A 25,747-nucleotide genomic window follows, 5' to 3' on the forward strand; every position below is an offset into this window, starting at 1 on the left:
CGGACACTTCACTTTTCAGGCCGGCTTGCAAAACCTAGCCCAGGGCACCGATTCCGGCCGGAATTCCCGTTCGCCTCCCAAGTTCGCAGCTCAGCACGCCCCACCACCCGTAGCGACCAATAACGACGCCCAAGTCCCCCGAGTTGAACTTTTATGCCAATCCACGACTGAAAAGCCGCCGGCGGAGACAAATTCGTTTCCGCCCATCAAAAATTTTGCCCACGCGAATCTGAACGGATGCCAATCTCGCTTGAGAATGCCGTTGACCCCATCAATTCGCAGCGAAAGAGGTCCTGGCGTGACCAGACACTCACGGCAAAAGAAATGGTCACCCAGCCATCGCGTCGCACAACGCCCCTGCCGATAACTGGTCCCAAACGCTCCGAACACTTCAAAAAAGTACTCGTAGGCTTGGGTGTTGTCCCCGTGACAATATGGGTTACCTAGTGGTATTCTGTTAGGTTCAACCGACCAGCGAAGGCGTCTTGCGACGTTGCTGGAACGCCGACTGCGAACGAATCGATCGTCTTGCCAGTTGGCCCAAATTGTCGTCCTTTCTATTTCTCTCTCACAAACCCCCGCTCGTTGCATGGCCCGAAAGGTCGTAAATCGTAAGGAAAAAGCTGCCGAAGCTGAGGCCGCTGAACTGCTCTTGATGGCCAAGAAGAAGAAGTCTGGCAAGCGAAAAGGGAAGACGGCCGAGAATGTTCGACTGCGACTTTATTGGGGTGTGTTTAGCCAAAACCTCAAGCGTGTCGCTGTTTACGAATTCGATCAGCAAAAAGAGGCGGAAAAACGCGCCAAAGAGCTGAGCAAAAACGGCAAGAGCCCACACTTTGTCCAAAAGGTCAAAGAAGAAATCAAATCAGCTGAATAGCTCGAATTGGTTGCGCGGTGATTGATCAAGCCAACCAGTTTGATTCAATCACCCTCCTGGGACCTACGCCAACACGCTTGCGCAGAGGTCACCAACACGCTCACGCTAAGCCCGGCCTCATCCGGTTCTAGACGCCCAACAAACCTGCCCGACAATTCGACTTGGGCACCTTCGGTTTCACAGGAGAGATCGCATGGCGGATGCTGGTGTAGTCATTTCTTTTCGGTTCTGTTCCGGCACACTACTGCTGGCCATCTTGCTGAGCGCAACTGCGATGCTTTTGCCGACGGAATCGTTTGCCGATGATCCCGACAAAGCGGCTCTTCTTGCCCTGTACCAGCGCCAGAGTTTCCAAGCCGACGCGGGCGTGCTGCCCTATCGTCTGCTGGCACCTGCCAAAGTCGAACCGGGAAAGAAATACCCGCTTGTGTTGTTTCTACACGGAGCAGGAGAACGAGGCGAAGACAACGAAAGTCAGTTGGTCCACGGGGCCAGCGAATTCGCAAAGCCCGATCGTCGCAATCAGTACCCCGCGTACGTCGTGTTTCCTCAGTGCCCCAAAGAACAGCGTTGGGTCGAATCCGACTGGGATCTGAAAAGCGGTGAAGGTCAGTTTCCAAGCAAACCATCCCTCCCCATGCAGCTTGCCTTGGGACTGGTTGACCAATTGATTGACGAACAACCTGTCGATTCAAACCGCTGCTATGTCACCGGTCTTTCGATGGGCGGAATGGGAACTTGGTTCGCCGCGGCAAGCGAACCCAAACGGTTTGCGGCAATGCTGGAAGTCTGCGGCGGTGGCGATCCTAGCTGGGCCAATCGCTACCAAGGCATCCCGATCTGGTGCTTCCACGGGCAATCCGACCGAGTCGTCCCCGTCGAACGTGGCCGGGAAATGATCGTCGCGTTGACGCTGTCGGGACAGGCTCCGGAAATTCGCTATGTCGAATACCCTGGCGTTGGGCACAATAGCTGGACGCAGACGTTTGCCCGTGACGACATTTACGATTGGCTGTTTGCACAAGAGCGAAAACAAAAGTGACTGCGTTTGTTTCAACGATGCGTTTGCCTGCCGAATGGGAAACGCCTGCTGCAATCTGGATCGCGTGGCCACACAATCGCGAAACTTGGCCGGGAAATTTTGAGCCGATCCCCGAGTTCTTTGCCGCTTGGGCGCGAACGATCGCCGAAGACACTCCCGTGCGGATCTTGGCCCAAGGCGACGTCGCGCAATCGGCCAAAAACGCGCTGGGGACATTGCCAGCCAATCTTGAGATCGTATCGATCAAAACCAATGACAGCTGGATTCGCGACTACGGCCCCAGCTTTGTCCACAACTCCGACACCAATCAGATCGAAGCAATCGACTGGCAGTACAACGCTTGGGGCGGCAAGTATCCGCCCTGGGATGCGGATGATCGGGCCGCAGCGCAAATCGCCCAGCACCTTGGCGTAACGTCGCATCGATCCAATTTGTGTATAGAAGGCGGCGCGATCGAAACCGATGGCCAAGGGCGCATGGTGGCGTTTCGAGACTGCATCGAAACCGATACCCGCAATCCTGACTGGTCCGAACAAGCCATCGCAAACGAACTCTATCACCGCTTGGGCATCACCGAAATCGTGTGGCTCGATGGCGGTGGATTGCAAGGCGATGACACCGACGGCCATATCGACCAACTGGCTCGCTTTGTTGATTCACGCAACATCGTCGCGTCCATTTGCGACGACCACTCCGATTCCAATGCTGCAGGACTGATCGCCAACAAGCGGCAACTAAAACTCTGGTCAGGACAAACCGATCCTGGTGTCATCGTTCACGAACTGCCAATTCCACCGGCCCGCTACGTCAACGAAACTCGCGTCCCGGAAAGCTACTGCAACTTTTTGCGAATCGGTTCCTCCCACATGTTGGTACCTACTTTTGGCTCCAAAATGTCGGACGATCGAGCGATTGGAATCCTCCGCGATTTGTGCCCTGGCTGTGACGTGACAGGAATCGACTGTCGTGACATTGCCTGGGGACTCGGAGCGCTTCACTGCGCAAGTTTAAACCAACCCTCGCCAGCTTAAATCAAGACTCGCTTTGCTAGCGGAATGGCGACTTGAGCCAAACTGCTCTTGATTTCAAATATTTTTTGTTCCTACTGTTCTCAGGCTGAATAGTTTTCCAGCCAAAGCCCGTTGGTTTTTGCCATCGGTGCGAACAGGGAACCGGAATGTCGTTGCTGCACCAAAATTTGAACCTCTCAGCCTTGATGGTTGCTGCGCTGCTGATCGGCACCCCGTTTGTGACCGGCTGCAGCCAAAATCCGTACCTAGCGACACCGGGTTCCAACGTGACTTGGCAAGCCCAGGGCCCCAACTATGCGCCCGGGACGGCGCCTCCTGGTGTCAATCCAGCGATCAATCCGGGCATGAACCCCAACGATGCGCGAATTGCTGAACTGAATCGCCGAGTGCAATTGCTAGATGACAACAATCGTCAGCTTCACACTCAGCTGGCGCAAAGCGCACAGCAAAGCCAAGTCTACAAAGACGAATTGAAAGTGATTCGCGACCAACTTGCCGAAACCACTCAGCAATTCGAATCAACGCGATTGGCAGCTCGTAACGCTCAGTCGCGAATGCAAAACGCGGAATCTCAAGTCCGTGGCATGCAAGCATCCAGCCAAAATCGTGGTGGCGCACTGATCCGCGCCAACACCAACTTGAAACAACTGATCGGGCGGCTCAACTTGAAAGGCGTCCCTGTCCAACAAGACGGCGATGTGATTCGGATTGTCGTTCCGGCCGACCAATTGTTTCAGCCAGGAACGGCGCAGCCTCATCAACAAGCAACGCTCACCCTGGATCCGATTGTTGCTCAATTGCGAAGCGTTTTTCCTCAGCAACGCATCGGCATCGAAGGCTACACCGACAATTCGGCTTTGTATGGCGGTCAAGTCGCCACCAGTCACCAGCTCGCATCGGCACAAGCAGCAGCAGTCTTGGACATCATGACTCGCCGCGGCGGCATGCCCATGAATCAACTGTTCACAGTCGCTCAGGGATCGAACAATCCTCGCCAGCCCAACAGTACCGCTGCGGGACGTGCCGCCAATCGCCGCGTCGAACTGGTCATCTATCCAGAAACTTTCTAGATCGGCTTACTTGGTGACTTTGCTCGCCCCCGGCATCTCTCCCGATCGCCCAGTTCCTCTAGAGTTAGGTTATGACCAGCAAGCCAACGCCGCATGGTGCGTAGGTCACTCGCTTTCAGCGTGCCTGACGCAATTTCCTGAGCGTATCCAATCACTTGCGTAGCATTTATGATGGAGACGGCTTTGAAATGGGCACCGCATAGACACGCGTCGCCAGTTCAAACCGATTCGAAGCACGCTGCCAACGCATTGCCTCAGCAGCCCGATTGCTTTGGCGACTTCGCGAATCATGATTCTTCACAGCTCTCTCGATTGCCTCTACGCTCAAATGTCTCGATTCATTCCCATCGTGTACTCGACTTTGCTTGGAACTCTTTTGGTCGCTGGTGCAACGGTCGCCGACGACCCACCAGCAAAGAAAAAGTCTGGTGAAGCGACAACGCAAAAAGACGACCAGCCTTCTTTCAAACTCAGCAAAGACGTCGAAGAAGTGCTGCTGCCGCTGTTCAGATCGATCGCCAAAGCGGACGTTTCGCGAGCAACCGTCGAACTCAACGCCGAAACGTTTTCCAATGGTTCGGTCGTGGACCGAAAAAAATCGACGTACCAAATCGCTTCGACGCACCCTAACAAGTTCACCGTCTACCTGAAGCAGCCCGATCAACGGACGCGATTGTATTGCGACGGAAAAGACTTCTTTGCTGCGGTCGCTCCCGATGCCTTTTTCAGATTGCCCGAACCCATCGATCTTTTCAACGCGGTGTTTGAAATGCCGGTTCCGATGGGCCCGTATCCAGAAGCCGTGTTTGCGTTGACTTTTGCAGGAGCGGACCCCGCGCTTTCGCTTCTGGGAGGCATGGAGTCGGTTGAAATTGTCGACCGCGGCAAGTTCCGTGGTTCCATCCCGGCCGTTCACTTGAAGGGCGTCCAGGACGATGGCGTTGTCTGGGATTTTTGGATCTCGCAAGAGAAGGAACCCAAGCCGCTTCGACTGTCCGTCAACCTGACACGCATGCTACGCGACAACGCGCAAATGCGAATGGAACAGGGTGTCAGTTATGAACTGCGATACGATTTTTTGACTTGGCGCGTCTCCGGCAAAGTCGACGAAAAACTGTTCAAGTACGATCCCCCCAAAGACGCCACCGAATTTAAATCGCTGGACGATTACTACGCCAAAATCGCCCAAGACAACAGCCGGCACCCCTTACTGGGCAAGAAAGCGCCTCAGTTCGAAGCAGAACTTCTAAACGGCAAAGTGCTTGGCCCCAAACAACTTCAGGGCAAAGTAGTCGTCATTGATTTCTGGGCCACCTGGTGCTCACCCTGCGTGGAAGCCATGCCGGTGCTGCAACAAGTCTGCGATGAATTTGCAGACAAAGACGTCGTGCTGTTAGCCATCAATGTGGGCGAAGACACCAAGAAGATCAAAGAGTTCGTCAAAAAACAGGGTTGGAAACTCAACGTCGTCTTGGATGACCAAATGGAAGTCTCCAAGGGTTTCAATGCCGAAGTCATCCCATTAACCATGTTGGTCAGCAAAGCCGGGATCGTCGAATCAATGCACTTTGGCTTTCCCGGTGCCGAACCGCTAAAGCAGCGATTGACGGACGAACTGGAGGTTCTGACGCTGGGCGGAGTCATCGAAACCGCGACTCCCCAGGAAAAGAAAAAGAAGGCAGCGGACGGAAAGGCCGCCCAAACCAAAAAGGCTGCGTCTACCCCGGCTCGCAAAACAACCGCCAAGAAAAAGTAGCCTGAGAGGTACGTGACCAAACGTGTCCCGTGCACTCCCGATGATGCGTCTCGTTAGACGTCACGACGGCGAAATGAATGCACCAGCCCAGAGCTGGAATCATTTTGCTCGATTTACATCATCAAAGGAGTGTTCCAGTTATGGTCGAAACCAATTTTTCCGATGCTCAGATCGATTCCGCCCTTTCGCTCATTCCTCCAGCAAAGAACCGCTCCGCGGATTTTGATCCTTCGGGCGTCGAGCGTTTAGCGCCAGGCATTGACGGCGCCCTGCGAGCCTTTCTGGCCGTTTGTGATGTGCAACCGCGTCCTTATCAAAGTCGGATCATCCAGTCAGCGATTCGCATGTTCGCGGGAACACGCATCGGTCGAAATGGGCAAGCTTCGCCAGCTGCTAAAAGCGTCTTGATCGAAAGCCCCACCGGCAGCGGCAAGACAGTGATGGGACTAGCGACTGCCGCATTGATCCAGCGAGTCACCGGAGCCCGCGTGGGGTGGGTCGCGATGCGACGCAACTTGCTTGCCCAAGCCCAGGCCGAAAATTTGGCCCGCGGCTTTGGACTGCAAATGCATCCGATCAGCATGTTTGACAAGAATCCACCCGACGTGGATTTGTTGGTCGTCGATGAAGCCCAGCACGATGCCGCCACCAGCATGGCCAACTTGCACAGCCAGATTCGGCCGACCTGGACGCTTGGCCTGTCAGCGACGCCCTATCGTACCGACCGAATCAAACTGTGTTTTGACCAAGTCATCCGAGACGCTGGCATCGCTTCCTTGATCGCCGACGGATACCTGAGCCACTATCACCATTACACGATCCCCGAACACACGCCGGCGCGGATCGCGCAGTTGCTGGTAGACGATCCCAAGCGATGGGGAAAATCGTTGGTGTTCTTTCATCGGCGGAGCGAATGCGATCTGCTGTATCTGCTGCTGGATCAAGCGGACATACGGTCCGAAGTCGTGACGGCATCCAGCAATCGCGAACGACAGATCGCGGACTTCACAGAGGGCCGATTGGATGTATTGATCAACATGGCCATCCTGACAGAAGGATTCGATTGCCCGGAACTTCAAACCGTGTTCTGTCGCCCCAGCGGCAAGGGCTGCACGATTCAAATGTCGGGCCGCGTGTTGCGAACCTGCCACGCTGTTCCAAACAAGCAAATTGTTCAGTGCCGTAAAACTCCGTTTCCAATGCTTCGCATGGCCATGCCCGCAGAGCAATACCTTTGGACTGACGATGGCTGGCGAAGCATTCGCGCGAACAAGCAACTTGACGCGATGACACACATGGCACGCCAACGAGTGGCAAAGGCAGAAGTTCAGTTGCCCAAACTCGTTTCGATCCATCGGTCACGAGCGACCAGCGCATGGGTCTCTCAAAGCCAATCGTAGTGCACCGCAGTCTATCGTCGCAGAAACAAAACTCTTCCCAGCCACAATCTTATGATCACCGAAACTCCCAGCTTGCCGGTTGCGCAATCGGCGTCACTTCCGTCGTTCACCTATGGCCATTCAATGGTCGCAAATTTACAAGTGCGTAAAGTTGAGCGAACCGAAAGCGGTCGTGTCACGCTGAAAGATCTCGTCATCGACGGCCAAAGCGTCACAGCAACCCGTCGATTTTGGCGATCGTTCTTCACTCGTTTTGGAATCGCCGAAAACGTCTTTCGGTATTTCTCACCCGAAGAAGTCTTCAGCCGAATCAGTGCCATGAATCCAGACGATTCGTTTCGATTCTGCATTTCCAATCAGCAGATCGGTGGTGTGTCGACACGTCGCCTGCTGGCCGTGACCAGCTTGAAACGGCCCGTGATTCGCTATGACGAAGTCGCCGACATACTGTCGCGTTACGGAGGCACTGGAATCAGCTACCGCGATGGACTGGTCACCAGCTTTCATGCCCCACGCGGTGGATCACGCGAATTTCAGATCGGCGGCGATCAGTTTCGTGATCGGTTTTGCATGGAAACTCCGGTCGACGGCTATGGCCATCCCAGACTGTTTTTGTCGATGCTGCGTCTAGTCTGCGCCAACGGCATGGTGGGCTACTCCCGCGCCTTTCGCAGCGACATCTCCGTCGGCAAAAAAATGGACCACTGCATCGCTCGTGCTCTGGAATCGTTTGACAACGGCGATGGCTACACAGCCCTGCGACAGCGATTCGAATCCAGTCAAACATCCTGGGCATCCGTCCATGATTGTCTGCAACTTGGTGCCGTTCTGGAAAAGTTACAGCGTGACAACCAGACGACCACCAAAGGACTCTTAGCAAGATTTCGCAGTATCGCTGGAAACATGTGCGAACTTTACGGACTGGCCAATCTGGAAGCACTCAGCGACAAACGCAAACGCATCTTGCCCAGTAAAGCCCGCGTGTACGACCTTATCAACTTCGCCAGCGAAGTCGCGACCCATCATTCATTGCCCGATGGAACCAACCGCATGCAGGCATACATTGGATCGCTGATCTCCGACGAATTTGATCTTGAGGGAACCGTCAAAGACGCGCCAGAGTTCGATGCGTTTTTCTTGGATGACTCCGATGCGGTCGTTCGCCAGAGCGTGAACTAAGGCATGCAAGTCCGCTACTTCAGACCGTCAATCAATTTTGGCATCTGACGGACGATGTAACGCGGCAACAACAACAACGCCTTCTGACTGTCGTCGTCGATCGAAATCTTCACTTCGTCGGTGCCACTGACCTGGTCGATACGGCGAACGAATTCGTCCTGTGATGGACCTAACGCTTCGGTCCAAACGATGACAGGGAATCGGTCGTATGTCGCTTCGGTGCCAACCCACCAATGGTGATCATCGACTCGCCGGACATGCAGTTCGTAAGGTTTCAACGTCGTTTTTAAAACCTCACCGGCATTCGGGCCCATGAACGGCATCACCAACTGCTGCGGAGCCATTCCACGTCGATTGGCATCGTGCCAGTTCACGAAACACGTGGAATCGTTTTCGCGGCTGATACGCCGCAGTAGTCCAGCCATGGTCAGCGGCGAGACCAGAGGACTGCCAGCATTGCCTCCACTGACGATCTCCCAATCGAGCCGAGGGTTGCTGGCGGACTGCGCCCACCGCGACAGGACCTGGTCGCTGACTTTGCCTTTCAATCCACGCATACGCCGCATCGCTTCCACCGCCAACGCTGCGACCTGTTGCTCGTGCCGCTCGTCACCGACTTTGATCAGCTTGGCATTGGCCCCCGGCTGGCCTGCTCCCACTAGGAATGCATTGATCGTTGCAGTGGCGGTTGATTGACCGGGACCAAAGTCGCTGACGTCCAGCAGACCTGCAAGCTTTTCTTTAAACGCATCGTCACTGGGCGCCAACGTAATCAAGGCTTCGCTTCTGATGACTTCGCCGTTCAGCGACGCGGCCGTCAGTTCCAGCAGTTCACCGACGCTCTTCCAACCAGCGGTTTTCAATCCCTTTACTCCGTCGCGAATAGGGATCCCCGTCAAATCAAACGAGACCCAGTCGATTTGAATCGGGACTCCTGACACTTGGCTAAGCAGCATCATCAGATCGCTCAGCGGATACTCGTCGTTTTTCGTCGGAGCCAGAAACAATTTCATTGCCAACGCACGTTTGAAATTGATCGGCTCGGGCGGATTAGCAATCATCATCGGATCGATGTTTTCGTTGATCGGTCCTTCGATCTTGATTTCGTCCATCGTCGCAGGAGCATCCAGTTTGGGTGCGTCCATGCCGCCTTCCAGATTCAAGATGCCTGCAAAGAGTCTGGCTTCGGCCGGCAGATCGATCGGGCCATCCTGATCCGTTTCCTTCTTGTCTGGATTCGCAGGAAACGAAGTGTCTTTGCTCAAAGTGTCCTTGCTCCGAGCGTCCAGCCCCAACGGGTCCAACATGGACGACGGTATCAAGTCGCTAGGAATGCCGGTCGGCGCACCTGATGCGGTGATCGTTGATTCCGGTGGCTTCGACGATTGATTCGCTGGGACAACGGGTGCCAAAGGATCTGCCGTGGCGGATTCTCCCATTGAGGGATCGCTTGGCTTTGGCAGCGCTGGGTTAGGTTCCGTTTCACCGACGCCGACTGTTTCCCCAGTCAGCTGATCTTGATTCTGCAGATCAGTTCCTTGCTGGTCCGTTGGTGACTGATCCGTCGACTCCGGGTCGGCAGCATTGTTGACCGAGTCTACGGTCGTTTCTTGGGCGACTGTTTCGGTAGTCGACTCTGATTCTGCGGACCAGTTTTTGACAAACCAACCAAACATCAACACCGCCGCGATCAAACCCGATCCAGCCAATGCGACGACCAGAGCGATCTGCCGGGAACGTTGACTCCGCGAACTTTGCCAAGCTGGCGGCAACGGACCCACACCGGAATCAAGGTCCTCACTGGTGGAATCAGGAACCTCGCCGCCAAATCCTCGCGGTACTTCGATCGGATCACCGTCGTCCGTGGCATCGGCTGCAATCGCTTCTTCAGTGATCGCTTCGCTGTCGATCTCAGGCGCACCTACCGCAACTTGTTGACGCCGTGGGGGAGGCTGTACCTCTACCATCGAATTGCACTTGGGACAATTGGCAATCGTCCCGATGACAGCAGGATCGGAGACCCGCAATCGGCTAGCGCACGTGGTGCATTGAACGGCGTACGGCTCGAACGTCAACGGAGCATTCTCACAAAAGACAGGCCTAAGATTAGGAGCAAAGCAGCGTGATCGAACACACGAGAACTAAACAACGCAGTCGGAGCTTCTCTTCGCTCTCCATCATCATGAGCGTTTTTTATCGACGCTCCAAGCATGATGCGGACTTTTTCATGCTAATCCGGCTGCCAGATGCAAAAAGGGCAAGGAATTGCTTCCCTGCCCTTTGAATATCGATCTGTGATTACACGTTTTGACTCCGCGGAGCAAACCTGGCTGTGCTACTTAACCGTTAAGGTCTAGCAAATCATCGGCCAGCAGATTCAATAATTCGTTGTCCTCATCGGCGTCTGTTTCGCCATCGGCGATCGAAATCGACGCGAGCGACCCTACAGCTGTGTCACCCACGCTGGCATCGACAACAGGACCTTCTTTCAGTTCGGCAAACACCGAATCCGATGCAACAGAACTGCTGTCTGTGCCCAACTGCGTCGTCGAACTATCCAGGATATCGCTTACCAATTCACCCTGACCGCTTTGGGCATTTGCACGTGCATCGGCTAATGCGTTAAGAACCATCAAGGCATCCAACGGTGATAGGTCGCCGTTACCACTGACGTCCAAGTAGTGGCCATTGTTCGAAGCGGATTCGCCCTGAACATTTTGAGCTTCGGATGAAAGTCGGTTCAGAACCAGCAAAGCATCCAGCGGGCTAATGTCGCCGTCGTTATTCACGTCAGCAGCCAAGGTTGGGTTCTGAATGAACTCGCCTTGCGGACCGGTGATATTGAATTCCAGAACGTCGTACCGAATTTGACTGACTGGAACCGGATCGTTCTCACGTGACAGCAATGTGTCTTGGAACGGGAAACTGTCCGCAGGACTACCCACGACACGGGCCGTACCGCTCGCAATCGCTTCGAAGTAAATCGTTGCCATCAAGTTACCGTTCGGAGCCGTCAGATTTTCGGCCACGTCCTGAATCAGGAAGGAACCAAATTCATCGATGATTCCTGGTCGCTGAGCATTTCCAACAGCTGCGTCGACGCGGAAACCCTGTTGAGGGTCTACCTGGAAAGTAACGTCAAAGTCAAAGAAGTCTTGGCTGACTTGGTTGCGGCTAGCTGTCGTCGTGTCGGTTGTCGCGATCAATCCATTGTCGTAGAGAACATCCAAGTATCCGGCGAAGACCGACGTGTTCACAATCGCACTTGGGCGAATGTCTTTCAAGTTGACTTGGACACCAAAGGTGTCGCCCACTGAAACGCCGTTGTTCAGATCCAATGGTGCACCAGCTTCGTCGACCAAGACAAAATTAATGTCAACCAAATCTCGGTCGGCATCGTTGATAATCTGATCTTTGTTGATCGCCAACGTGACTTCGGCCGTGCTGCGGATACCGTCTGCGGTCAGAATGAAGTAGGTAAACGATTCAAACCCAACGGCTCCATTATTGGGCACGTAATCGATGTAGTCGTCATTCAAGTTCTTGAACGTGCTTGGATCATCTGGATCAACCACTGTTCCGTTGTCATTGAACGTTGCTTGACCAAGACCGCCTTCGGTCAGAATCTGACGCGAGATGATTCTGTCTGTCGGGCCCAGATTGTCGTTCGCAAGAACATTCAACCGGTAGGATGTGACAGAGCTGTCACCGAATGACCTCTCCAGGGAGTCCAAGTTGTCTGGGAAAGAATCATCGATCGCTGAACTGGTTTCGGTACCGCCTGGCAGTATTTCAAGCTCCGCCGCACCGAATAACAGACGATTGACTGGCACGATTTCGTCCGAACCAACCACAACCGTTTCGCTGATAATGTTGTTCGCTGGGTCACCTTGGAAGACCGCAATGCCCGGCTGAGCAGCGACCATGCCGATGGTCAACAGCTCTGTACGGACGTCGTGAGTCGCATTTGGGATCGTGGTCTGCAGGGCACCGATTTCGTTCAAAATCCCCGGTACTTGCGAGTTTCCTTGTCGGAACGGATTGGTATCGGAGGGATCCGTTGTGTCGAAGTCGTTGACGACAACTCCTTGGAACAATTCGCCGAAATCGATGTCGAAATCAAACGCCGATGTCGAACCCTCGGGCTTAGGAAGCACGTTGACTTGCTGGTCGCTATAGAGCAGGTCCAAGAAGGCTGATGCGACACCATCTGGAATTCCATCATCGAGGTCTTCCACAAACACTCGCACATAGAACTCGGTGCCCACAGGAACCGCTGATGGGAGCGGCTGATAGTTTCGGTCCAGCAGTTCGATGCTGAATTCGACATCGTAGTCGCCCAATACCACACGTTGCTCTCGGCCAACGTCAACCGACACCGTCGCGGAAGTGACTTTTCCGTCATTGTCTTGAACATTGTAGACAAACTGTTCCGTCCCAATGAATCCAACCTGCGGCGTGTAACGCAATGACTGGCCGCCACCGATAATCGTAATGTTGCCACCGCGATCACCTGGCAACGCACTGATGATCGACAAACCACCAGCGCGGCTGGGCAAATCATTGTCCAGCACGTTGAGAGCGCGATCAGAAGAACCGCGAGGCACGGTAAAGAAATCGTCGACTGCAATCGGATTGTCCGAAAGAAATTCGATGCTCAAGGTCACGATCGCCGAAGCGACTCGGTCGAAGCCGTCTTGGACGGTGTAGATAAACTTGTCTTCACCGAACTCGCCAGTGACAGGCGTATAGAAGATCCGACCGTTATTGAGGCGTACCTGACCTTTGGTATCCACGGTCAGCTTAACATCGTCCAGGCCCGCATTGGGGTCCACCACTGTCTGGATCCCGATGATCGTCAGACCATTGTCTGCAAAGTCGTTTGCCAAAATCTGATCCGTCACATCAAACGCTACTGCGTTGCGTTCGACGGGCACAATGTCGTTGTTCGCAATCTTGGAATCGCCCAAGATTGTAAATGCGTAATCTTCGACTTCTCCGGAATCAGCTCCACCGAACCAATCCAAATTACTATCGTAGCTGTAGCGGAATCGAGCGTAAGTCGTCCCGATCACGGCGTCCGTGGGAACGTCGACTGACAAGTCAAATGTTCCTGAACCCAACTGGACATTCTTGGCGATCTGTTCGCTGTCGTCAAACACACCATCAGCGTTGAAATCCATCCACGCTTGCAGATAAGCCGATGTGCCTGTCGTGTTGTTGGCCACTACTTGGATGACATTGGTATCGCCCACTGCGAACGGCGTGGTCAAAGTCCCCACGCCATCTTCATCATCCAGCACCGAACCATCCGTCTGGATTGAGCCGTTAGTGTCATCCCCTAACGCATCGATGCTGGGCTGACCCGCAACGTCGCGGTCCACTTCAATCCCCAGCGAAAGTCCATCGACGATTCCGTGGCTGGTATCCAACGTGCGGTAGCCAAATGTCGCACCACTGGATGATGTGCCTGTAACAGGAGCGTCACCGTAGTCGCGTGAGGGCGAATTACCGAAGTTGACGCCGACCAATGAAGTTCCTTGGCTGACCACATCGGCAGTCGCATAAGCGAACCAGTTGGTCCCGTTGGAAACCACTGCTTCGCCAGGGGCAACTGGGAACGTTTGCGAAGGCACGATCCGCGTCGGCCCATCGATTGCCGTGAACGTGGTTCCGTCGTAGATGACCGTGAACTCGCCCGATACCGGCAATGTCTGCGTGAAACCTGGTTCGGCAACTTCACGAATCGCAAAAGTTCCTGGTCCAGGGAAATTGATCGAATAGGTTCCGTCCGCTCCGGTGATTGCAGCGGGTTCACCCAAGTCAGGTCGATCATCACCATCTAGATCAAGGTAAATGTAAACTCCACCAATCGCGTTTTCGTTTGCATCTGGAATCGCGTTTTCATTCAAATCCGAAAACTTGAAACCCGTTACGTCGGGATTGACTTGGGCAAATCCAAACTGGACTGAACTGGCTCCACCACCAAAGGCTACGCTCACGGAGGTAGACGTTGTTTCGACAAACGCATCCGGTCGGATCGCGACGACATTCGCTGATCCGTTTGCCGCGCTCAGCGTAAAGGTGCCATCAAAGGCTGACAGAGTGGACGATTCGCCTGGATTGAGGACTCCGTCGCCGTTGCTGTCGACGAACACGGTCACACCAGGAATGCCAGCGTCATTGGTGCCATTGCCATCGCGACCAAGGTCATTGAAAACCCGACCGTTCACAGATCCGCCAACGGTACCGGTGACCAACGTATTGGCCAACCCATTGGTGACGTATTGGGTTCCTAAGATGCCTTCAGCAGGATCAAATACATCGTCGATAAAATCAACATTGACGTCGTCGGGTGTTCCGTAGATTCCATCGACCCCGACACCCAAATCCTGAGCGTCGTTCACTTGGCCATCGATGATCGAAACAATGTTGTTCGCTCTCAAAGTGTGGCGCAGACCGAATGAGTGGCCAAGTTCATGAGAGATTGTCAGCGCGGTCAGATCGGCCGCAGCTTCCAGCACACTCGCTGAAGGTGAAATCGGCACACCCAACGTTGCGCTCACGGCAAGCGCGTCGAACACAGTGAACACTGTGTCGCTCATGCCAAAGTTACCCACGTCAATCGTCTGCGAAATTCCGAACAGACCTGCAGGCCCGTTGATATCTCCGGAAACTCCGCCGACAGCCACTCGCGTCACCAAAGGATGATTTCCTGGATCAACGTGGTCACGACTGTTAAGGATGGTGACACCATAATCGCCCGGAACTCCGGTCTGATCAAAGTCGCCCGCATTGCCACTGACGCCCAGATAATCGAACTGTCGCTCCAGTTCTTCCAGCGTCAGATCAACAAGCCGGTTATAGGCAACGGTGTCGTTAGCCGGTAGTCCCAAGACAGGAAGCGTCTCCAACAGGCTGGGAACTCGAAAGACTTCAACCTGTGGGATCCCGGTGCCGTCATTCAATATCGTCTGAGAATAGATCCCGCCGTCTAGCTCCAAGAAAACGTACTGCTGCGCGCCGATCGGCAACGATTCCACTGCGGGACGATAAACTCGCAAGCCGACCGTGTAACTGCTTTGCGTGTTGTTAGGCGCAATCGCAACCGTGTAACGACCGTCTTCTGGGATGACCTGTGCGTAGGCCGCATTGCCTAACGTCTGAAGAGGCGAATTGACGGGGTAGAACACGCCACCGCCAGCAGCTTGGTTGTCCGTGATGGCATACCAAACGGATCCGTCTGGATTGAAGAGCGTGAAGGAACCTGCCGCACTGAGCGTGGCAATATCAAGGATGTCGCCAGCCCGCAAATCGAAATTGAAGTAATCGATGTCGGCCGAAAACGATTGAGGAATCACCGTGCCGTCCGGCAAACTGATCGGTGGCCGAACCGTCGTGAAGGGCAGGGCACCGGTGATGTCGATCGTGTCTTGCTGACCCGATCCTGTTCCCAACGGAACAAAGTCGGCGGTTTGAAGCGAATCGTTTTCGCCAAACGAAGTCCCAGTTTCGGACTCGATGTAGGAAAAGGCTTGGACGGTACCGATGTCGCGGGATTGCTCGTAAGTCGGCAGCGTTACCGCTGGCAGATCCACAATCTCTGCGGCCAAGAGTTGCCGCTGCTCCAAGCTTTCCATCATCATGCGACGACGTTTGGAGATGCCGCGCTTTTTGTCGCGACGTTGCTTCGATGGAGTGTTCGATTCAGTTCGTTTGATCATCGAGAGTCTCTACCAGCGTTGGCAATTCGGGGGGAGAAAAGAAATGGCCAACCAAGTGGGCGGTTTAACGGCAGGGTTTATGTTTCTGGCTACCCATCCAAAGCTGGGATCACCAATTGTCGATCCGCCGACTCACAAGCCAGCGAGACGCACCTTTTCTTGCATCGGCCAAAATCTCGTTTGGCCCTTGCAAAATAGGATACGCCAGCCCATTCGAATATGTGGAAAGCTAGGAAGAATGCAGCGAATGAACAGGATCTGACAGCGATTCTAGTTGCACCCCGATAGGTGTCAACGAAACGCACCTTCTCTGACGTCAAGCACAAGTCAAAGTTCCCACAGGACCGGCAAATCCGGCTTTTGCCGGCCTGACCTGCAAATCCGACGCGGCAACCGACGACCGTCAACCCGCAGATCTGGGACGGGGGGTGTCGAGTCAGAATTGCTCTCAAAGACGGGTTTTCAGCGGAAATATTCTTCGCAAAGTCGTCGATGGGGCTGTCGTCACGATCAAAACGACCGTCATAACCGGACCCTTCAAGCTCCGATCCGTAGCCGATCGCTCTGAATCGGATGGCGATTCAACTCAAACCAGAATGACTTATTGCAGCGCAATCTGGATTGTGGTGAGTGAAAATTCGGACAGCTATGATGTTTTTTTGCGGTAGTCTCAATCGTTGGCTCTTTGTAGGTCGCGGTGCCAATCTGATCGGCGCGGTACCTGACTACGTGCCAAGCCAACGGCTGAGACTGGACCGTTTACCAGCCGATACTCGATCGCCCTTGCGGCGGGAGTCCGTCGATGCACCGTCTTTTTGGTTTGGCTACACGTCCCTTGATGGGCTTGGCACTGCTAGCCGGCCTTGTTGTTGGCAAAGCACCGAATCAAGTTTTTGCTGACACTGCGAAGCCACGCCCGAACGTGGTTTTGATCATGACCGACAATCACGGCGCCTGGACGCTTGGTTGCTACGGAAATAATGAAATTCGCACCCCGCACATTGATGCGTTGGCGACGCAGGGAACTTTGTTCACGCAGGCGTTTGCATCCAACCCAGTCTGTTCGCCCACGCGCGCGACCTGCCTGACAGGCCTGATGCCATCGCAACACGGCGTGCACTCTTTTCTTTCGGGCGGCCGGCTACAAACCGGCCCCGACGCCAGGTGCACGTTGGACACGCTGACGTCCCTCCCCGAGATCCTTCGCGACGAAGGCTACGCCTGTGGATTAGTCGGAAAATGGCACCTCGGCGGCAATGCCAAACCGCAAGAAGGATTCGACGACTATTGGATCACCATGCCCCACGGCGGAACCAGCACGTTCTATGGAGCCAAGGTGATCCAGGACGGCCAGCAGCGGACCGAGCCAAAGTACCTGACGGACTTCTGGACCGACCACGCGGTAGAGTTCATTTCAGAACAAGCCAAATCGGACGATCCTTTCTTTTTGTTCTTGGCCTACAACGGCCCTTACGCGTTGAGCCGCCTGTTGCTTCGCGAAGGCCAGAATCGACACGCAGCTTACTATCGCGACAAACCGATGACGACGTTTCCCAACCAGCCAACGCATCCCTGGCAATTCAGCAACCGCGACTACATCAACAATCCGATTTCAAATCGGCGAGTCGCCACGGAAGTCAGCGGCGTCGATGACGGTGTCGGTACCGTCATGCAGACGCTCCAAGACGCGGGCATCGACGACAACACGATCATAATCTTCGTCGCGGACCAAGGCTGGGTTGGCGGCCACGGCGGGTTTTACGGCATGGGCGACCACACTCGTCCATTGACCGCGCGGGATGGCATGATGCGAATCCCTTTGATTTTTCGTCACCCTGGCAAGATCACAGCCAACCAGAGGTCGTCTCAAATGATCGCCAACTACGACCTAATGCCAACGCTGCTGGGGCACCTGGGTTTGAGCGAAAAAGTTCCGGCCGCGCCGCAATCGCCCGGCATCGACTTGTCGCACCTTCTGCGTGGCAGCAAAGCTCAAGTTCCGCGCGCGATTTACTACGAATACGAAAATCTGCGTTGTGTTCGTACGGAGAACATGAAGTACGTGCATCGGCACCCCAATGGTCCGCATGAACTTTACAATTTGAAGAACGACGCGGAAGAATTTAACAATTTGATCCAAGATGCCAATTACGAACACACTCGCTTCAGAATGCAGCAGCAGCTCCAGGGTTTCTTTGATCGTCACTCGGTTCCCAAGTACGACATGTACAACGGCGGCACTTCTCAGGTTCGAATCCACGCTGGCATCGACGAAGAAATCTCGCAGCTGACCGCCGTGCAGCCGCCGCCTTTGCCAGACGGTTTCAAGCCACCACCTTTCTCCCTCCCCGATGGATACTCGGCCGAACTGGTAGCCGGACCACCGTTGGTCACCCATCCAACGCTGGGATGTTTCGACGACGACGGGCATCTCTTTATCTGCAACAACTCGGGCGTGAACCTAACCAACCATGAACTGGAAGAACAACTTCCCAATGCGATTCATCGTTTGACCGACAGCGACGGCGATGGCCGATTCGATTCGTCGACCGTCTTTGCAGACAAAATGACGTTTCCCATGGGCGGAGCCTGGCATGATGGTTCGCTGTATGTCGCGTCACCGCCTTGTATCTGGAAGCTGACCGATACAAACAATGATGGTGTCGCGGATCAACGAAAAGCAATCGTCAGAGAGTTTGGCTACAACGGAAACGCAGCCAGTATTCACGGATGCTTCTTCGGACCCGATGGCCGCATGTATTGGTGCGACGGATTTCATGGCCACGAATTCAAAGACAAAGCAGGCGTGGTGGTCAGCCAACGCGAAGGATCGTACATCTTTTCTTGCTTGCCTGACGGATCGGATGTGCAAATCTTGGCCGGCGGTGGCATGGACAATCCGGTCGAAGTCGACTGGATGGATTCCGGCGACGTGCTGGGAACCGTCAACATCATGTACACCCGGCCGCGAGTGGATTGTTTGACTCACTGGTTACACGGCGGAGCCTATCCGCATCGCGAAAAAGTCCGCGACGAACTTAAAACGACCGGCGAATTCCTGGGGCCAGCGCATCGTTTTGGGCACGTCGCCATTTCGGGCATGACACGCTACCGAAGCGGAGTCATGGACCACACTTGGAAAGACAATCTGTTCGCGACGTTCTTTAATCATGGCAAAGTCGTCCGCCTTCAGATGCAGCGAGACGGATCAACTTGGTCAGCGACGCAACAAGAATTCCTCTCATCGACGAGCCGCGACTTTCATCCGACCGATGTGATCGAAGACGCCGATGGTAGCCTGCTGGTGGTCGACACGGGCGGTTGGTTTTATCGCGGCTGCCCGACTTCTCAGTTTGCCAAACCCGAGTTGCAAGGCGGCATCTACCGCATTCGCCGCGATGGCATGACGCCAATGGTTGACCCACGTGGTTCACAAATCGACTGGGGTTCAAAGACAGACCTGGAAATGGCACGTCTGCTCAATGACACTCGGTTTGCCGTTCGCCAGAAAGCGATCGAAGAATGCGTCCGGCGTGGTGCGGCGTTCTTGCCAACTCTGAAAAACTACGTCGTGCGAGCCGACATTCGCGTTCGGATGAATTGTCTGAAAGTACTCTTGCGATTGTCGCAGCGTGACGAAACTTCCGTTCAAGCAACCGCGGCGATTGTCCCAGCACTCCAGGACAAAATCGCCAACATTCGGCAGTTCGCCTGTCGCGCGTTGGGACAAGCAAAGTGCAAAGTGGACAATACAGTTCTATTCGCACTTCTAAAAGACTCCTCTCCAGCGGTTCGACGCGAAGCCGCTGCCACGCTTGGTCAACTGGGCGACCAGAAAGCACTCGAACCGCTGCTTCACGCATTGAAAAACTCAGTCGATCGCAGTGAAGAACACGCGTGCATCTATGCATTGATTCAGCTCAATCGCCCTCAGGAACTTTCGTCAGCGATCACATTGACGGCGGCCCAGACGGATCCTCAACTCGCTCGACGTGCGTTGATCGCGATCGACCAATCCGACGACGGAGAACTGTCGCAGCAGCAAGTTGTGCCACTGCTGGAGTCGAACGACGCATCGCTGCGATCCCTGGCACTCCAAATCACGACCGATCACCCCGACTGGGCCATCCAGACGAAGTCTCTCTTGCTGAATTGGCTCGCAAACGAAACACAACTGATCCAACGACCTGAAATCGCCACCGCTCTGATTGCTCGATTAGCCAATGACTCGGACGTCGCCAAAGCATTAGGAGAACGAATTCACTCGACCCGTTCACCGGAGATCCAGCGACTCTGTTTTGAAGGTCTGGCGAAAACGCCCGGTCTGAAACTTCACATTAGCTGGCAACCCGAACTGCGACGCGAGCTGGCCGCCGATGACCCGACGCGGATCCGCCGAGCGTTAGATGTGATCAACGCCTTAAGTACCAATCAGTTCGACGATCAGCTCACCGCTTTATCCAACGACAGTCGCCATCGCCCAGCACTTCGCTTGGCGGCACTGCGTGCAATGCAGACCCAACCTGCGCCGCCGACACCGGCGATGATGTCGCTTGTGAATCAAATTCTGGCGGATTCCACGATGCCCAACGATGCAGTCACCGTCGCTCAGTGGCTACCGACCGCACGCGTGCCCCCCGCTCAACTGATCGAACTCACTCCACATTTCGCCAAAGCGCCACCGCAATTGCTGCGAGAATTGATCCGACCGTACGGCCGGATTCGCAACGCCGAATCAATCGCGAAATTCCTAGAAACGCTCAGCAAAGCCGACTCGTTTTTAACGTTGCCCGAAAACGAAGTGAGCGATGTGGTCAAACGGTTTCCTCCGGAGACTCTAACGTCAGCCAACGGTTTGCTAGATCGGCTGAAAATGCACCGTCAACTTAAACAGGACCAACTATCACTGTTCGCCAAGAATCTCCATCAGGGCGATGCGGATCGTGGTCGCACCGTCTTCTTTTCAGACAAAGCCAAATGCGGCACCTGTCACCGCGTTGGCGATCAGGGAAAACGCATTGGCCCCGACTTGACCACGATCGGAGCAAACCGCAGTGCGTCGGATTTGCTTGAGTCAATCGTGCTGCCGTCCTCCAGCATCGTCCGCGACTACGGAACCTTGAACGTACTGACCGACGATGGCAAAAGTATCGTCGGACTGCTTACAAAAGAAACGTCCAGCACGATGACAATTCAGCAATCCACGGGGGAACTGATCGACATCCAGCGTGACGAAATCGAACAAGTTCAACCCAGCAGCGTTTCGATCATGCCCAAGGGACTCGACGACGCTCTCAGCAAAGACGAACTAGCCGACGTCGTCATGTTTTTACGCAGCCTTAAGTAGCGGACGCCCCTACCAGAGCAGCAAGATTCCCGACTGGCGGCCAACCCTGCTGGCTGATTCAGTGAATCCAGTCCTGCCTACTTTGCGACGCCAAACCGGTGCACTGTGGTTTCGGTGAGCGTTTCGCCAGGGCTTAGCAACGTCGTTGGAAAACTTGGTTTGTTGGGTGCGTCGGGATAGTGCTGCGTCTCCAAACAAAACGCATCATGTCCGCCAGCGCCGGCGGATTTTTCGTTGCCTGGCAAGTGGTTGGCCGTATACAACTGCATGCCGCACTGGGTCGTTTCGATTTCCAACATACGCCCCGAATCAGGGTCCACTACCGAAGCTGCCGGTCGCAATTGACCAAAGTCACCATCGACCACATAGCAGTGATCGTATCCTTTGGTCGCAGGCAATTGTTCAACCCGATCGCCCAACGCAGTCGGCTTGCGGAAATCAAACACTGTGCCGTCAACGCTGTTTAGCTTACCTGTCGGAATCAAGTCATCGTCGACATCCAGCAGTTCCTGGGCATGAATCGTCGCCACGTGGTCCATGGCCGAACCGCTCCCAATGCCGCCAAGATTCCAGTAGCTATGGTTCGTCAAATTGACGTGAGTCGGCGCGTCCGTCGTCGCCGAAAACTGGATCGTCAGTTCGTTGTCATCGTTCCAACTGTAATCACAGACAGTTTGCAGCGTTCCTGGAAAACCTTCGTGCCCATCCAGACTGGTCAACCGAAAACGAACTCCAATGCGATCGTCGGATTCGTACGTCTCGCCTTCCCAATACTGGTACGCAAAGTTGGCTTTACCGCCATGCAAAATGTGCTTGCCGTGATTCACCGTCAGCGGAAATTCTTTGCCATCGATCGTAAATTTGGCGTTGCCAATGCGATTGCAAAAGCGACCGACCGTGCTTCCAAAATAAGGATGACCATCCAGATAGGGCTGCAATTCGTCAAAGCACCAATTCACGTTAGCCAGCTCGCCAGCTCGGTCAGGAACATTGACATCCAATAGCGTGGCACCAAAATTCATGACCGAAACACTATGACCATGGGAATTGGTCAGTGTATAGCGGCTGACCTTCTGGCCATCGGGGGTCGTTCCGAAAGGACTGGTGGAAATCTGCATAGGAGGCTCGGCATGGACGCTTGTCACGGGAGTCGCAATCGCGAACAACATCGCAATCGCAAAAGTTTTCAGTTTGTACATAATGCCGTTTTTTGCTCCGCTGGTGTACCGTACCTGTTTCTTCACGCCAATTCATTCACGCTTTCATTCTTTTCGCCGCAGCCTTCGCCAGACCGATGACCACCGCGTTCCAAATCAAACCACTACAAATTGGCAATATCACGATCGGATTCCCCGTCGTGCAAGCAGCGTTGTCGGGCTACAGCGATTTGCCGATGCGACTTATCGCTACACGACATGGCGCAGACTACACGATTTGCGAAGTCATGTTGGACCAGTTCTTGCTGGCGCTCAGCAAACGGCAAAAGACAAAGCACTTTCTGGACATCCATCCCGACGAACACCCCGTCGGTGGCCAATTGATGGGCGCCGAACCGGAACAGTTTTCGGCGGGAGCACTTAAACTGGTCGAAGCCGGTTTTGACATTATCGATGTCAATTTCGGATGTCCCGTCAAAAAAGTGCTCGGTCGGTGCCGCGGCGGATTTCATCTGTCTCAGCCAGAAGTAGCGGTCGAAATCTTGCGTCGAACACGCGATGTCGTGCCCGACGAAATTCCCGTGACCGTCAAAATGCGACGCGGAATCGACGACACGCAGCAGTCACGTGACCAGTTTTTTCAAATTTTGGATGGTGCCGTCGATGCGGGACTGGCCGCCGCAACCGTTCACGGCCGAACCGTCCAGCAACGCTACGTTGGTCCGAGTCGCTGGGAGTTTTTGACGGAAGTCAAACAACACGTTGGCGATCAAATCAATATCCTGGGCAGCGGCGACTTGTTTTCCGCCGCCGACGCGCTGCGAATGATCCAGCAGACCGGAGTCGATGGGGTGACTGTTGCCCGAGGCGCAATCGGCAACCCTTGGATATTTCAACAGGCAAGAGCATTGGCCAAAGGCGATCCGTTGCCAGCCCCGCCGTCGCTGCACCAACAAGCCGCTGTCATGCGCGAGCATTTCCTGCTCTGCGAAGAAACGTACACGGCAGAGCGAGCCCCATTGCTGATGCGAAAATTTTGCATCAAGTACTCACAGTGTCATTGCGATTTTGAAACCGTCCGTCTGGGCTTCACCAGAATGCGAACTCGCGAAGACTTTGAATCCGTGATCGCCGAGCACTACGCCGTCGACGCTCCCGGCCGTTACATCCCGCGTGAATGCCACGGATCGCAGGAAGAGTGCTAACACTCGCTGCCCGCCTCGATCACTGCATCTCACTCGCCAGCTGCACTCGATTCGCCAGCCTGCATAGCCAATCGAATCGGTAATATCACTCGGCAGCCGCGGCTGCGTCGTCTTCGTCTTTCTTGTATTGGTCCAACCGACGATACAGCGTGCGGGCACCAATCCCCAGCATCTTGGCAGCTTCCTCGCGATTGTCGCCGGTCAGCTTCAACGTTTCTTCGATGGCCCATTTTTCGATCACGCTCAGCGACTGGCCAACCAAGTCTGATTCGCCCGCCAAAGGCAAGACTGTGACGCTTTCGTCATCACTGGATTCATCAGCCAATTCCGGGGGCAAATCATCGATGTCTAACTTTCCATCGATATCCAAAACGATCATGGTTTCGACAAAGTTACGAAGCTGCCTCACGTTGCCGGGCCATTCGTAGCCAAAGAACCGCTTGGTCACGGCCGGCGTAAAATGCGCCGCCGATTTGTCGTGACGCTTCAAAAACATTTTGCGAAAGTGATCCATCAACGGCACAACGTCTTCGGCGCGATTGCGAAGCGACGGCAACTCAACGGTCACGACTTTCAATCGATGATACAGGTCTTCGCGAAACTTGCCCTCCTTGATCATGTCTTCCAGCGGCCGATTGGTGGCCGAAATCACACGCACATTGACCTTGATCGGTTTGTTGTCACCGACGCGGGTGATTTGGTTCTGTTCCAACACTCGCAGCAGTTTGATCTGCGTGCTCATTGGCATGTCGCCGACTTCGTCCAAAAAAAGTGTTCCGCCATTGGCGTACTGAAACGCGCCCTCTCGGTCTGAATCGGCGCCCGTGAAGGATCCTTTGACGTGCCCAAACAACTCACTCTCGACCAAATTTTCGGCGATCGCACCGGTGTTCATCGCACGCATGCGTTTGCTGCGCCGCGGACTGTTTTGATGGATCGCCTGAGCGATGACTTCTTTGCCAGTGCCATTCTCGCCAGTGATCAACACGGTCGCGTCCGTTGATGCGATGCGGCGCAGTCGGTCCACTAGTATCTGCATCTTTTTGCTAGTGTAGATCAGCCCTTCAAAACCAAACCGTTCATCCAGACGCTGATGCAGTTCGGTATTCTCACGACGGAGAGAGACCGAATCGGCTGCCTTGTCGACGATCGCACGCAGTCGCTTGGGCGTGATGGGTTTTTCTAAAAAGTTAAACGCCCCTGACTGCATCGCCTCCACCGCCACCGGAACCGTCGCGTGCCCCGTCACCATCACCACTTCGCAGTCCGGCAGACGCTCACGTGCCAGCTTAAGCACCTTCATTCCGTCAACTTCGTTCATCACCATGTCAGTGATAATGATGTCGTAGGTTTCCTGCTCGATTAGCTTCGCCGCTTGCGGACCACTCGTTGCGACTTGGCAGGAATAGCCAATTTTTTCCAGACTCTCCGTCATCGCGTGCGCGTGAGCCGCTTCGTTGTCGACGACCAATAGGCGGAGCGATTCGCGAGCAGAAACCGGTTCACCGTCGGCAGAAGGGTCACTCAAAGTAGTCATGCCTAGTTCACTCAATACTGGGGCATACCGATGTTGGTATGCCGCGATGGAGGGGAAGTGCTGTCGATTGTTGGACTGCGGTTCAAACGAAACCGTCACCGGAAAAGCTATTCCATTTGATGCATCTCAGCTAGCCAACCGACGGATACGTCCAAATGACCCGCTCGCCAAATTTGGCATCCACGGAAGCAATACTAAATCGGGAAACCGAGCCACAGCGATTCAAACAACTCATTGCGATTTGATCGCCCACGGTGCGATCCCCGCTGCAACGAACGACAAAACGGAGACACTGTGCACAGAGAACCCGACCGGATTTTCGAGCCATCGCTTTGCTACGAAAACGGCTCACCAGGACAACCTGTTTGTACACCGCCACTCTGAGACCGCCCCTTCCCCCCAGGAGATAAGGGCGGAAATGT

General features: G+C 54.5%; 13 protein-coding genes. 9 read left to right on the forward strand and 4 right to left on the reverse strand.

The window, feature by feature from the left end; translation table 11 throughout:
* Window positions 1–589: 589 nt before the first annotated feature.
* From K239x_RS25435 to K239x_RS25465, 7 genes are all read left to right on the forward strand, one after another.
* Entirely contained in the window at window positions 590–877 is a 288-nt protein-coding gene (locus tag K239x_RS25435) for a hypothetical protein (protein WP_145421111.1), read from the forward strand.
* Window positions 878–1,070: 193 nt separating this feature from the next.
* Complete coding sequence (locus tag K239x_RS25440) at window positions 1,071–1,919, forward strand: carboxylesterase family protein (protein WP_145421112.1); 849 nt, start codon at window positions 1,071–1,073, stop codon at window positions 1,917–1,919.
* Window positions 1,916–2,950, forward strand: coding sequence for an agmatine deiminase family protein (locus K239x_RS25445; protein WP_419189386.1), 1,035 nt, complete (start codon window positions 1,916–1,918; stop codon window positions 2,948–2,950). The genes K239x_RS25440 and K239x_RS25445 overlap by 4 nt, the downstream gene beginning before the upstream one ends.
* Window positions 2,951–3,096: 146 nt before the next feature.
* The gene (locus K239x_RS25450; protein WP_145421113.1) at window positions 3,097–4,020 is read left to right on the forward strand and encodes an OmpA/MotB family protein; all 924 of its coding nucleotides are present in this window, start codon (window positions 3,097–3,099) and stop codon (window positions 4,018–4,020) included.
* Between the two features lie 328 nt (window positions 4,021–4,348).
* Window positions 4,349–5,776: a redoxin domain-containing protein gene (locus K239x_RS25455; protein WP_145421114.1), complete on the forward strand. Its 1,428-nt coding sequence runs from the start codon at window positions 4,349–4,351 to the stop codon at window positions 5,774–5,776.
* Between the two features lie 140 nt (window positions 5,777–5,916).
* On the forward strand, window positions 5,917–7,176 hold the full coding sequence (locus K239x_RS25460; protein WP_145421115.1) for a DEAD/DEAH box helicase: 1,260 nt from the start codon (window positions 5,917–5,919) through the stop codon (window positions 7,174–7,176).
* A 51-nt stretch (window positions 7,177–7,227) separates the two neighbouring features.
* Entirely contained in the window at window positions 7,228–8,355 is a 1,128-nt protein-coding gene (locus tag K239x_RS25465) for a DUF932 domain-containing protein (protein WP_419189387.1), read from the forward strand.
* Between the two features lie 14 nt (window positions 8,356–8,369).
* Here K239x_RS25465 and K239x_RS25470 read toward each other — a convergent pair whose 3' ends face one another.
* Entirely contained in the window at window positions 8,370–10,322 is a 1,953-nt protein-coding gene (locus tag K239x_RS25470) for a hypothetical protein (protein WP_145421116.1), read from the reverse strand.
* 372 nt (window positions 10,323–10,694) lie between these two features.
* Window positions 10,695–16,079, reverse strand: coding sequence for a M57 family metalloprotease (locus K239x_RS25475; RefSeq protein WP_145421117.1), 5,385 nt, complete (start codon window positions 16,077–16,079; stop codon window positions 10,695–10,697).
* 802 nt (window positions 16,080–16,881) lie between these two features.
* Here K239x_RS25475 and K239x_RS25480 point away from each other — a divergent pair.
* Window positions 16,882–21,426, forward strand: a complete 4,545-nt coding sequence (locus K239x_RS25480) for a PVC-type heme-binding CxxCH protein (protein WP_145421118.1) — start codon at window positions 16,882–16,884, stop codon at window positions 21,424–21,426.
* 77 nt (window positions 21,427–21,503) lie between these two features.
* Here the strand turns inward: K239x_RS25480 and K239x_RS25485 are convergent, their stop codons facing one another.
* Window positions 21,504–22,670 (reverse strand): aldose epimerase family protein, encoded by a 1,167-nt coding sequence (locus tag K239x_RS25485; RefSeq protein ID WP_473163552.1) that lies wholly within the window; start codon window positions 22,668–22,670, stop codon window positions 21,504–21,506.
* 50 nt (window positions 22,671–22,720) lie between these two features.
* Between K239x_RS25485 and K239x_RS25490 the strand changes: the two genes are divergently transcribed.
* Window positions 22,721–23,788, forward strand: a complete 1,068-nt coding sequence (locus tag K239x_RS25490) for a tRNA dihydrouridine synthase (RefSeq protein ID WP_145421119.1) — start codon at window positions 22,721–22,723, stop codon at window positions 23,786–23,788.
* A gap of 85 nt (window positions 23,789–23,873) precedes the next feature.
* Here the strand turns inward: K239x_RS25490 and K239x_RS25495 are convergent, their stop codons facing one another.
* Window positions 23,874–25,325: a sigma-54-dependent transcriptional regulator gene (locus tag K239x_RS25495; protein WP_145421120.1), complete on the reverse strand. Its 1,452-nt coding sequence runs from the start codon at window positions 25,323–25,325 to the stop codon at window positions 23,874–23,876.
* Window positions 25,326–25,747 lie beyond the last annotated feature (422 nt).

Source organism: Stieleria marina (genome assembly GCA_007741555.1).
Classification (GTDB): domain Bacteria; phylum Planctomycetota; class Planctomycetia; order Pirellulales; family Pirellulaceae; genus K23-9.